This is a genomic window from Embleya scabrispora, assembly GCF_002024165.1.
Lineage (GTDB): Bacteria > Actinomycetota > Actinomycetes > Streptomycetales > Streptomycetaceae > Embleya > Embleya scabrispora_A.
On the sequence record NZ_MWQN01000005.1, the window covers coordinates 323,193 to 335,274 of the forward strand.

At 65.6% G+C, this 12,082-nt stretch carries 11 protein-coding genes; 4 read left to right on the top strand and 7 right to left on the bottom strand.

All coding sequences use genetic code 11. From position 1 onward, the window contains the following. Window positions 1-207 precede the first annotated feature (207 nt). The 5 genes from B4N89_RS46155 to B4N89_RS46175 form a co-directional block, all read right to left on the bottom strand. The gene (locus tag B4N89_RS46155) at window positions 208-1,236 is read right to left on the bottom strand and encodes a DUF4007 family protein (protein ID WP_321170764.1); all 1,029 of its coding nucleotides are present in this window, start codon (window positions 1,234-1,236) and stop codon (window positions 208-210) included. Between the two features lie 389 nt (window positions 1,237-1,625). Next, window positions 1,626-2,090, bottom strand: coding sequence for a hypothetical protein (locus B4N89_RS46160; protein ID WP_143658421.1), 465 nt, complete (start codon window positions 2,088-2,090; stop codon window positions 1,626-1,628). 70 nt (window positions 2,091-2,160) lie between these two features. Then, window positions 2,161-3,087: a hypothetical protein gene (locus tag B4N89_RS46165; protein WP_143658423.1), complete on the bottom strand. Its 927-nt coding sequence runs from the start codon at window positions 3,085-3,087 to the stop codon at window positions 2,161-2,163. 447 nt (window positions 3,088-3,534) lie between these two features. Further along, entirely contained in the window at window positions 3,535-3,711 is a 177-nt protein-coding gene (locus B4N89_RS50490) for a hypothetical protein (RefSeq protein WP_161501071.1), read from the bottom strand. A gap of 34 nt (window positions 3,712-3,745) precedes the next feature. Then, a complete protein-coding gene (locus B4N89_RS46175; protein WP_143658425.1) occupies window positions 3,746-4,669 on the bottom strand; it encodes a hypothetical protein in 924 nt (307 codons plus the stop codon). A gap of 604 nt (window positions 4,670-5,273) precedes the next feature. Between B4N89_RS46175 and B4N89_RS46180 the strand changes: the two genes are divergently transcribed. Together B4N89_RS46180 and B4N89_RS46185 are read left to right on the top strand one after the other, a co-directional pair. After that, window positions 5,274-5,942, top strand: a complete 669-nt coding sequence (locus B4N89_RS46180; RefSeq protein ID WP_143658427.1) for a hypothetical protein — start codon at window positions 5,274-5,276, stop codon at window positions 5,940-5,942. A gap of 851 nt (window positions 5,943-6,793) precedes the next feature. After that, window positions 6,794-7,087 (top strand): hypothetical protein, encoded by a 294-nt coding sequence (locus B4N89_RS46185; RefSeq protein WP_078982705.1) that lies wholly within the window; start codon window positions 6,794-6,796, stop codon window positions 7,085-7,087. 736 nt (window positions 7,088-7,823) lie between these two features. On the opposite strand, the gene B4N89_RS49395 is transcribed toward B4N89_RS46185, so the two are convergent. Both B4N89_RS49395 and B4N89_RS50495 read right to left on the bottom strand, forming a co-directional pair. Further along, window positions 7,824-8,306, bottom strand: a complete 483-nt coding sequence (locus B4N89_RS49395; RefSeq protein ID WP_143658429.1) for a hypothetical protein — start codon at window positions 8,304-8,306, stop codon at window positions 7,824-7,826. A 201-nt stretch (window positions 8,307-8,507) separates the two neighbouring features. Next, on the bottom strand, window positions 8,508-9,083 hold the full coding sequence (locus B4N89_RS50495; protein ID WP_161501072.1) for a hypothetical protein: 576 nt from the start codon (window positions 9,081-9,083) through the stop codon (window positions 8,508-8,510). A gap of 164 nt (window positions 9,084-9,247) precedes the next feature. On the opposite strand from B4N89_RS50495, the gene B4N89_RS46195 reads away from it, so the two are divergent. After that, the gene (locus tag B4N89_RS46195; RefSeq protein ID WP_161501073.1) at window positions 9,248-10,108 is read left to right on the top strand and encodes a GNAT family N-acetyltransferase; all 861 of its coding nucleotides are present in this window, start codon (window positions 9,248-9,250) and stop codon (window positions 10,106-10,108) included. A gap of 613 nt (window positions 10,109-10,721) precedes the next feature. Next, window positions 10,722-11,231 carry a hypothetical protein gene (locus B4N89_RS49400; RefSeq protein ID WP_143658431.1) on the top strand — a complete coding sequence of 170 codons (510 nt, stop codon included), beginning with the start codon at window positions 10,722-10,724 and terminating at the stop codon, window positions 11,229-11,231. Window positions 11,232-12,082 lie beyond the last annotated feature (851 nt).

Genomic DNA, 12,082 nt, shown 5'->3' on the forward strand with positions numbered 1-12,082 from the left:
GGGCGACGTGCCAGCCGCGGAACACCAGCCCTTTGGTATGCGGGAGAACGGGGCAGGGGCAGCGACGGCCCGTTCTGGCGGCCGGTATCGCGGCCGCGCGGACGGTGGGGACCGCCGTGACCCGACACGAGCGACGCCGCGCAGCCGGCCGCGGGTCCCGAAGACAGTGCGGATTCGCGACGCCCGCCGGAGGTGATCAGCAGGCTGTCAACGGCGTCGGTCCCACAGATGGCCCCGAGGTCCGCGGTCGACGTCGTAGTGCTCCGCGAGTACACGGTCTGCGGCGATCTCCCAGGGCGACGAGCAGGCCAGCGCCTCCTCGCCCACGGAGCCGAGCAGCCCCAGTGCGCTCCCCGAGTCGCGGCGCGACGTGTCCTCGAGCGCGGTGTGCAAGACCTCTCGGGAGGCCCGCAACAAGCACCCCGGGCCCGCCGGGTCCTCGCCGAGGCGCGCCAGCGAAAGGGACGCGCCGGACGCTACTCGTGCGGCGTAGTCCAGGCACGCGTACGCGACGACAGCCTTTCGGCCCGGAACTTCGACAGGCCGATTCATCCGCAGCCATCCCGCGTCATTCACGTCCAGAAGGCGCAACGCCCTGAACGGATGGTCGACATCCTCGAAGGGATCCGCGTCGAGGGAGGACGTCCGGTACATGTCGACGAGGGTCTCGATGTCTCTGCGGATCCGCGTCGGTGCCGGCGGCTTCCACCCGGCGGCCGCGGCGGTGGCCGAGACCCTCGCGACGAGCAGTTCGCCCTGCACACCGAACCGAACACGCGAGAAGAGTTGGAACCACGTGGGAAATGCACACCCCGGCTCGCCGAGCCACCAGTGCAACAACCACAGCGACTCGGGTCGTTCGAGCCACGGGTCGGCTCCCTGTCGGGCCGACGGACCGTCGCCCGGGTCGTCCAGAAGCCAATGCCCCCGCTCCGTGACCTCGTACGACCCTCGCCCGCTGCTGCGAATGAGACCGAAAGCCGAGCTCCAGTACCGGAGCGCGGGCACCTGTGCCGGGCGTCCCACCCCCAACTCAGTGGTGGCCCGTGCCGCGAACGACCGCGCGAAGAGTCCCGGATTCTCCTGGAGCCGAACGTGCACCTTGCGGAGCCAACCGAATCGCAAGGGGTGGCCGCGATGGCCCGCGAAGACCTCGGCGCAATGGTCGAAGAGGGAAGGCAAACAAGCCTGTGGCGGACGTGTCACGGCGAACTCCTCGAGGAAGGCGAAGACCACCGGCCCCTGCAGCGCCGCGGCCGGTGCGGAGCTTCGGGGTGGCGGACGCGCATGGCACAACCCGGGTCCCGCGAACCGTCCCTTTCGGGGGGTTGCGTACAGGAGAGTGCCGGAAGGATGCGGCGGTGATCATGAACCGACGACGACCACCATGAGGCAGTTGGCCGTGCGGGTCAACAGCGGTGGTCCGCAGAGGGGATCACGTCCGTCCGGACGGCACCCCGCCGTCGGGAACGATCGACCGATTGCGCGCTCTGTTCATGCCGTCCGCAAAGGACGGGCGCCGCGACGACACCACGTCACGCCGGACACGATGCCTCACCCTTCGGCTCCGGCAACCGGTCAACGCGTGCGGGTCCGATGAGGCCACAAACGAGGCGCCCGACGCCTCAACCGGTCCAAACACAACGTGCCATCGCCGCGGCCGCCCCACGGTCGCTCGTCAACCCCAACGCTGCGTCCAGACCCGGTGCCGCATCGACCCCGGGCACCACGATGAGCAGCACGTCCTCCACCACGGGAGGTCGGGCCGCCGGCGCTGTGCCCGTGAAGAGCACGTGCTCTCCGAACAGCACCTCGTAACGGTCCTCGGTGATGTGTACCGCCACCAGCCGCGTTCCTGAGACGGTGAGGCCGTCGGCGTCGGCGCCGGTTGCGAAACCGTGGGCACACAGGAACTCGATGTCGTCGAGGTCGTGCACATCCTCACCCGCCAGAGCCGCGAGGTACATTCCCCAGCGACCCAGGACCCCGGAGGGCAGGGTCGCGATCACGAACTGTCCGGCATCGGCATCCTGTGCCTGGAAGCAGGTGTCGCGCGGCGCCAGCAGGACTCGTTCGGGCTCGTCGTTCACCGGCATGCTTCCTTCGATGGAACGCACGTTCAGGGGAACTGGAAACGGTAACCTCACGCCTCGGCCGGCGTCAATCGGTCGATGCGGACGCACGTGCGATGCCCTGCACCACATTGGCCAGGATCGGTGACATCGCCTTCCGGAGGGAAGTCGACACCAGGCGCCGATCCAACACACCGCCTTGGGCCAAGTGCGCGTCGTAGGGCAGGAGCGACGTCGACGCGCAGAACGAGTCGAGATACTCGCGGAGTTCCGGCAGCCGGGCACCTCGGGACGCGGAGCGCCGGATGACGACCGCGTCCGACCGCGACAGGAGTTCCTCGAAGCCGTTGTGCCGCAGCCATTTCACCGTGTCCGCCGCGGCAACCGCCCCGTCGACCCCTGTTCCAACGACCAGTGCCAAGTGGGACGCCGTGCACAGCGTCGCCTGGGTCAGGGCGTGCGTGAGATCACTGCACCCGTCGAGTACCAGGAACTGGTGGTACTCCTGCAGGACCTCGGTCACCCGCCGCAACTCCGCAGTGCTCAACGCTTCGGTGACCTCGGGGGCCCGCGGAGACGTCAGCACACCGAGGCGACTTGCCGTGTCCTGGAGAAAGGCCTCGACCTGCACCGCGGTCAACCTCCCGCGCTCGACGACCGCCTCCGCCAGGGACCGCACCGATGCGTCGGTCCGGTGGGGAAAACGGACCCCCAGGGAGCCACCGTTCGGATGGATGTCGACAGCCACCACCCGGCCGCTTCGCGCGAGCGCCAATTCCGTGCCCAGCAAGGCGCACAGCGTCGTACCACCGACGCCTCCCGCACAGGGCAGGATCAGCACCTGATGCGACCCCTCGACGCGGATATCGACGGCCGGACCGGCCGAACGTTCTGCGGCGCGCCGCCCCGGGCGCGTCTCCGAGCGGCGGGCGTACTTCCGAGACCGAGGCGGGGAGGTGTCCGACATGGCCGACGAGGATTGCCCGGCAAGCGGAGGCGGCACCCGCTCGGGCATCTCCGCATGATGGTCATCGGGTTCGGGCAACCGGTCCGGCGCCGGTTCCCCGGGAACGAAGAATGCTTTACGTCGTCGCGGCGGCAACGGCGGCCTCCTGGGAAAGCGGCCGAGTACGCGCGAGGACGCCCCGAAATGCAGAGCGCCCTCGCGCCACCTGTGCGGCTCCGACTGGTCCTGGGTTGCCTCAGTACACACCACCTTGGCACACGAAGACGCCGACGAGTAGTACGCGTTCCGGCAGCCGATATAAGGTTCCGGACCCGATTGCGACGGTCCGACGGCGCTATGGACCCACGGTGAGCCCCCAGGGCTTCGACGCCACAAGGTTGCGAGTGGACGACGAAGACCATCTGCGGAAGGCTGTGATCGGTTGCTATCAGCCCGCCGGGCGATGCCGACCTCAACCTCGACCCTGTCGGCGGGCTTGCGCGTGATGAGCAGCGCTCAGGCCTCGGGCCGATCGGCGCCAACGTGGTGAGTTTCGCCGTCCGGAGTGGTCACCCGCACCTCCGGTGCGGCCACGACACGGCCGAACCAGTCCGGCGCCACCAGATCCACGATCCTGCCGTTGGCATCCTTGATCATCGAGCTCTGCTTCTTCCGCGGTGCCGCCATCGTCATCTCCCTTGTCTTGCGGTCCCACGATCGTGGTGACCTACTCGGACTCGTCGGCGTCGACGAGCTGGACCACGGTTCGAGAACCCAGATGTCCCTGGTCGTCCACGTAGTCCACTTCTCGAACACCTGCGACCTTGTAGCTCATTGCCCGAGGCAGCAGGTGCCCGGTGTCCTGCGGCCTTGCGGTCGCGCCCTTGCCCATATACATGCCCCGTCTCGTCTGGATCTCGAACACCGGTCTGCGTCGCTCGTCCGCGCTGTCCTTGGACGACACCGCGTCGAGACTGTGACTGGTAGGCATATAGGTGTCCACATACACCTTCGACCCCACCGGAAACGCATGTCGGGTATATCCCGGCATATTGGGTGCCACTACCGTTCCCGGAATCTGCACCTCGGCGTACAGCAGATGGTCCTGGCCGACGGTTTCGGCGGTTTCGTATCGGCGAATCGCCGAATCCACCCTACGACACGTTGCCTGATCGGCGGGTGACAATGCGTTCACGTCGCTGGTCACCGCGTACAGCGCCGCGTTCAAACGGTTCAACTCCGTCACATCGTCGGCGAGTTCCCCGACTGCTCGAAGCTCCGTCTGAGGAGTCTTCGACAGCGCCTTGGCCTTGCGTCGGGCACGTTGCACGCGTTGGTTCTTCGACAGCGGAAGCCGAGGCAGCGTGTCGTCGGGGAAGTCGCGGCGGGCACGCGGCGACGACGCCGGAGTCGCAGTCTCGGGCAAGCTGCGCGACGCTCTGAGGGACGCCTCGACACCCAGGGGGAACTTGCCGCGTTGCTTCTGCGCTTCGCCGTAGGCGACCAGCTCCTCATCGTCCGTCCTCACCCGCTGACGATCGGCGTCGCGAATGACTCTGTCCTCATGCGGCATGCTGACGACACTCGCTCGATGACCTTCGGTCATGCCCGGAACGTCGATGGCCCCCAGTGTTGCCTTGCCCGAGGCCATGGGACCTCCCCTCGTCGGAACAGAAGCGACCATTGAAAATCGTATATACGAAATGTATACCTCCGCAGTCACCTCGAGATGCTTGCCGGCAGTTCGGCTCCCGAGGTGTCATGGAGCCGACAAAACGGCGAGACGCGTCGACCGTGAGCATCACGGCAGCGGCGCAGCGATCTGCGGCAGCACCCGTAGGGAAAGCTCCCACGACCACCGTCCCATCGATGGCCCCACGGGACTGGACGCCGTGAACCTCGCAGCGGGGTCGAACCCCAAAGAAGCAGACCCGCGCGACATCGACCCCGGCACCGCGAACCGTCGACATTCCGCGACCACCGCTCGTAGTTCGAGCGGACGCAGGATTCCTCGTTCGACGAGCAGACGGGCCAGCACGACATAAGGGACCGCCCGTAGACGATCGGGCGCTGACAACCTCAAGGACCACGGCGCTTCGCCGACTGTCCGTAACCGCGCTATGCCAACGAGGAGTCCGGCAAATACCCTCCGATGCAGTCGAGTTGCCCGCCATTTTCTCAGGGGCTCGCGCGCCATTCGGCGAGCTGACTGGCACACTGGCGTGGTCGTGTGTCATCTCAGGCATGGGGTACCCGTGAAGCGCATGATCCTTCTCGCATCCTGTCTGACGGCCGTGATGGCCGCAGCCGGCTGCGGAACCGAAAACGGCGACGCCGGCGCCCGCACCGCCAGCGCGGTCGAGGACGCGGGAACCAATACCGGAACCGGGACACCACTCAACGCAGGACTGCGCCTCGCCTTGCCCGACACCCTCGGTGCCGGCCAATACACCCGAGACGCCACCGCCCCACCGCCCATGACCAACGGTGAAGCCGTACAGGCCCTCATCACGGCCGGTGTCGGCAACCCGGTACTGATGAACGCGGTGTACAGGCCGGCCGGCGACACTGGGGGTGCCCTCCGCATCGACGGCGCGTACGGCGCCCTCTCGGACCCCGCGAAGGCCCGCGACACACTCCTCCAGATCCTGAGCAAGGAGGATCACAGCACGCCCGTCGAAAGGACCGCACGTACGATCCTGCCGGCGGGCGCCACCGAACCTCTGGTCTGTCAGATCGTCGTCGAGAAAAAGAGCACCCAAGCCGAGGTGCTCGCACCGGTATGTGCGTGGACCGACACCTCCACGACGGCTCGGGTCCTGCGGAGCGGCGGCACCGGTAACGAGATCATCGGCGCCCGCATCGACCTGGACGCCTACGCGGCGCAGGTGGACCGCATACGCACCGAAATCCGGGTCCGTTGACGACCCTCCGGCGTTCCGATTCGACTCACCCGTAAACACGGCAGACGCATCCTGCTGCGCACTCGATCGCAACCATCGGACCCGGACGCGCCCACCAAGTGATGCGGTGCACGAGTGGACGGAGGCGACAGACAGACGCACCACCGATGCCAGTTCGCTCAAACACACGACCCGCCACGACTGCAGAGCACGCCGAGAGTGAACGGTGCCATCGGGTTGACACCCACCCCCCTAACGCCGCTTGAGCGCCGAACGGGCAAGCCGCCGATGGCCCTTTGGATTTGCCAGCCGGAACGACAGGCCCGGCTCGCAGTAACGATCATGGGCCCACCATTCGCGTTGCAAGAGCCCCGTGGTTACCAGCTTGACGGCCGAGGGGCCCCTCGCCCGCACCCGGAGAATCCACCCCGACCTATCCGACGAACGAGCGCCGACACGAACAAAATCCGACCACACCGCGCTATCTCAGTACATGTGTCAACAACGCCTACTCGTCGACCGCGACTACGCCGGCGGGGTTCAGGCACCACCGCAAGCCAACACCCGCATGGCCGAACACCGTGTCACCGATCCGGACGCTGAACCGACAGCCCGCGCGGGGCGTGCCAGGTGTCGGGTCGGCTGTCTACCATTCGTTCGGATCCCGCGCCGCCAGCTACCGAGGAACCATGACGATCACGCTGAAACGTCTTCGCTGGAGCCCTGCCGCACTACGCCACCGTATTGAAAGCTCCTCGGAGGAAGCAGACGGACGACGACACAACCCGTCGACAGCAACGACATGCCCACCCGAGGGCCGAAGCCCTGGAAGCCAGGAGCGGCGTGCGCAGACACACACCGGTCGAAGGGACATGAGCAAGGCATCGGCCGACAGCGGCATGCATCCGCATCTGGAGATCGTCTCGCTGCGCTGTCGCAACGCGGTACACGCGCGTCACGTCGTCGAGGACTACCCGCCCGAGCCCGACCAGGAGTGGGTACTCTTCCGACGCGACAGAATAGTCTTTATCGCCTACACCGACAGCGCAGTTCCTATGGCCATCGCTGTGTGGGCTCACCACGAGGGACATGCCAGCGACGTGTACGCAGGCCAGGTTCTTCGCGATGTCGCCGGACCGCAGCGTCGGACGGCCCGTACAAGCTGAAGATTGCAGTTCTCCACACGACACAGTCGAACGCTCGGCGATCGCTCCCCCGGAGCCGAAGGCGACGATCACGCGGCTTGGTGATTCCCCGACACCGCAAGGCGCCGGCCTGACGAGCGGTGCCCCGGACGATCGCCTCCTTCACCTGCGACGGCGACCGCCCGAAGACGTCTTCCTCGCCAAGCCGAGTACGATCGGGAAGCCATTGATGCGGTTGATGGTGAGCACGGTGACGGAGCCGTCCTGGAGAGCGCGACTCAGCGGAACCAGCGGGCGCTGCGCCGCGATGGCGCTGCCCGACCCGGCCCGGCCAGGGCCCCGCCCGGGACCCGTCGCTGGTGCACGCAGCCGACACATGGGCCAACTCGCCTCGCACTCCGGCGGATCGTAATCCACCGCGGACTGCGTCGTTGTCCTTCGGACCGATGCTCCCATCGCAGCCGTGCGCGACGCTGCGAGGACCGCGGCCTCGGTACGCTCCGCCCATCGCGAAACCGAGCCGAGAAGCGCCGAGGCTGGGTTCTCAACGGGCCGCGGCCAGGCCGTCGTGGGCACACCGAATCGGATTCACGGATTCGCCGCCGCCGCGACGAACGTCCTTCCCCGGACTCGACGCTTGCGGGAGGGCCCTTGCCAGCCAGACAGGCCCAGCCGTGCCGCAGATGGCGCGCGGGTCAACCGCAGAATCTCTTCCGAGGTAGACCCGCTGATGCCCCCAGCGCCTACTGACAATGCCCTACGAACGAACGATGCGCAGCGCGTCTGCCGCGATTGGCAGCACCGAGGCAAATGCGCGGTCCGGTGGCAGACCGCGAAGTATCCGCGACATCTCCTCTACAGCCTCGGTCGACGATTGGCCGGCGACGTCGACCGCATGCTGGATGTGCAAAAGCCTCTGAACCACCTCGCCGCCAGCACGCAGCGTTCTCACGTACGAAGTTGCCAACACTGTGTCAGAAACGGTCACATAGTGCCGGCCTCGGGCGCGCGCAATACGTTCGGCGGCCGCGCTCAGAGTCCATCCAAGAGGGAAGATCCTTCGCACGCTCGGACGACCCCGCTCGTCTCGGAAACGCGATGGACATTCGCGTGCCGTGTCTACTACGAGAATCATCGTGACTTCCCATACACGTTCGAGTCCAAGTCGTACAAATTCCAGTACGAGTCCGGGCTCATCTCCGACTCGAGCGGCGGCCAATTTGTCGGCGAGCTCGATCACGGGGCGAAAGTACGGATCCGATATCTCCATCGGTGGCCTTTCGAAATATGCGGTCGGTCATATTTCGCCACGGTACCCGAGATTTCGACATCGCCCGTGAACCCCGCACCCTTCCCCGAGTCGGCCCGCAACGGGGAAGGGAATGGGCGGGAAGCCGGCGGAACCCCGTGAAGTCACCGCCGCGCCCCACCCGTTTGTTGTTTATTCTGCTTCGTGATCCCGTATGACCTTGGCAGATGCCACGCAGAGCACAATGAGAGCCAAGAAGAGGCCGGGGTCGGGCCGTTGTTCGAAATTCCCGAGAGCGACCGTGGCGGTGTCTATGGCGTCGGCGCTGCCCATGGCTCTCCACAAACCTTTCAGGAGGAGACCGGCCGAATCGAGCAATGCGAGCACCTCCTCCGCAGCCGAGATGTCATCAGGCGTGACGAAGTTCCAGCCACGACCGAGAGCAGTCGTCGTAGCGAGGCTGAAAGCGGTGTGATCCTGGAACTTTTCGCTCAATAGTTCGAAGGACGGAGAGCCGGCTGCCCGATATTCCGCCGGGCATGTTCTCCAAATCTCCAAGATCATGGCAATTGCGGTCCGTCCCAATCCATCCGGACCGGCCTCGCTCCATGTCTTCGACAGAAGAGACACTATGTCGCCCCGTCCTGTCGCGATCAGAAATTGATCCGCCGATGCAACCGCGCGTGCCCAATCCGGGTGTTCCACGTTCAAAATCGCCTCCCTGGCGAAAGCAGTGGACTCCATCGTATGGATTTCCCCGATGCCCATGGAGCGATCAGGAACCCTTCCCGGCGCCGGGCGGTTCGGGGGAGGGTATTCCGGTCGGTTGCACCGAAGAATCGGAACTAGAGTGGAATTCCTCGCGAGACACGGAAGTCAATCGCATCGCCCTATCCCTGCGCGAAATCCGCGCCCGTCGACGGAGGTTGCAGATGTCCGAAACCCCTCAAACCCAGCTCAAGACGTCCGGTGAACCGGATGTTCTGCGGAAACTCGTCGCAGAACTATGCGCGGTGCTAACGGACGTGCAAGAGATAGCCCACAAAACTTACGTCGGAGATATGCCCCAGGAGTCCGTTCGAGCTCTTGCTGGTCGTATCCTGCGCGTGATTGCGGACGACTCAACAGCCGGAGCCCGCCTCGTACCGGCACACTTCACGATACGCAATGCACAACGAGCGGACGCAGATACATTCGTGGGTCTTATCGGTCAGATCAACCCCGAATCCCCCAACCTTCCGCATGTGCGCCGGGCGATTGACAATCAAGAAGGAGTTTCACTCCGAGCGAACAACACACTGGCTCTAGTCGCCGTCGGCCGCCATGGGAAACCCATCGGGGCGCTCCTGGGCGGTATCCCCCAATGGTTGATAGAGGATCGTAGTTGCCCGCCTGCCTATCGGCTCCCGCTCATGACACGGGTCGCATACATCTCCTCCGTCTTCGTGACCCCGGCGTGCCGTGGGACAGGTGTGGGACGCGCGCTGATCGGACACGCCGAGACACTGTTCCATGCGGGGGGCCGAACGATCGTGACCCTCGTCCATTCGCCAGAACTCATCCCGTACTACAGAGCGCTGGGTTACACGGCGTTTACCACTTTCGCTGCACACCTGTCCAAAGACGCACTGCTACGGCTCGATTCCTCAGACGGGAGCCTGGTGGCCACCAAGGCACTCGACGAGAGTGTGGGCAGAGCCGTCATCTTCGGCCTCCCGGTCCCTGTGATCACCGGAATTCTCGAGAGCCTTCCCCCAAGCGCCTGGTACGACGGCGAGCGCTTGCGCTTCTGATCGACTCGTGCCCCGCGCCCCCTCCAACCACCCTGCGCGGGGCTGCGGGCCCCAGGCCCCTCATGAGCGCCACGAGCGTCGCGTGGCCAGCTGTGCCCTTCCCTCAGCCCAGGACGGTCCGGAGCGCGCGCAGACTCGAGGGAAGCTCCGGCGAACGCCTTGAGCCGCTGCCGGTCCGGTCGTGCCAAAGTAGGTCGATTCCGATCTTCGCTGAGCACTTCGGTCGGTTCCTGAGTGCGCCCCGTTCGGTACAGGAACCCCTCGTATGGTGACAAGCTCCGTCGTCCGTGCCCTCCCACTCCGCTCTGCAAGCGCCCGAGTAGAAGAAATCACCATTCGCAGACTGGGTTCGTCTCGCGATTTGCGCCGGGTCGACCGGTGCTCAAGGCGTGCGGTCGGCCTCGGTCTCGTGCGCCAATCCCAGTAGGTCACGGAAATCTCGGATTCATCTGTTGCGTTCACGGCAGCGGACCCGTCCTGCGAACTCTTTCCACGAGTTCCCTTCCCGGAATCAGGCGGTCCAGGGAAGGGATGCGTGGATAGATTGCGTGCGCCCGAATTCGCTATTTTCGATACGTGGCCAACGCGCCCAAAAGAATCTGGAGGATATTTCGTGAACGAAGACGAAGCATGGGCTTTCTCGATTCGCGCATCGGAATTGTTGGAGAAATGCACCAGCGGAGCCCGGCGGACGCGCATGCGGGATCGGGCGATACTTGCGCTCGGGGGGAGGGCATGGAGCCTTCCGCTCACGCTTGCGGTGATCGCCATGAACAAGTGCCCAATGGAATTGCGCGACGAGCTTGGCCATCCTGCGTCGCGGCTGTGGCGTCCGGCTGCGGAAGAGATGCCGAGTGCTTCCGTTATGGCGTCCCTGCTGATGCACGTTATTGATCATCCCAGGCCCGAAGAGGCTGCTGTCTGGGTTCGACAGGTGTTGGTTCATGCCGCCGCATTCGTAGATTCCACGTGGGAGTTTCTGACGGATCCCGAAGATCGTGAAAAAGTAGCGACGGCAGAATCGCGCTTTCGAGGACTCGCGGCGCAGCCGTATGGTATCGAGAACGTCACGACGCTTTACCTGGATTGCCTGGACGTGATCAACGGTTCTGCGACCGTTTGAGGTCCGCCCGAGCGGCCCATTCGTGCCGCTCGGGCGCTCATCCGAGAACCCAGAGGTTCCCGCGCCCGTTCCGGCGAGTTAGCCGACTCGCCTGGAGCAGGCGCCCCGGAATTCGCCGAAGGCCCCGGGAAACCACCCGCCTGCCGGCTCGGAGCGAATCGACTTCGATCGTGGGCCGGCACTCATCCCTTCCCCGTGGCTGCGGCGGGCCCGGGGGAGGGGTTCGGGGATGTCCGTCGGAGTGGGTGGGGATGTGTAAGTGGTGTCGCGGGCCGCCGGTGCCGTTCGCCCCGGGTGGTGGTCATCCCGGCTGCCCGTTGTGATGACGCTGTCGTGTCTGTGACCGCCCCTGGTGTTTTGTCACGAAGCGGCAAGGGCGGCGGTGTCCTAACAGATGCCGGGCCGCGGGTTCGGTGTGCGGGTGGTGCCGCTGCGTGGGTGGAGGTTTGGTCTGGGTGTGGTCCCGCTGTTGCTGTCGGGCGCTCGGGACGGTGCGGTCGACGACGGGACGGTGAGGGGGCAGTCGGGTGCTGGTTCGCTCCGGGCGGTGCCCGATCACCTCACCCGCTTTGCGGTAGCAGGTACCGGACCTTCGCCCTCGGGCGGTGAATGTCACATCGTCCGCCTTTCGATCGGTTGGGCACCCACACGTTCATGCGCATGCGGTGTTGTTCACATCTCCGGCGCGGACACCACCGCCCGTCGTCAACGCAGACGCCCACGCGGAGGACTGCGGCGGGTTCGTCTACGGGCCGCCCCCCATGCGGGGGCGCGGGTCTCTTTCACCAGGGAGTCCATGTTATGCCGATCTTTCTCGACCAGCCCGGTTATGGCTCTGCGGGGCCGGACGG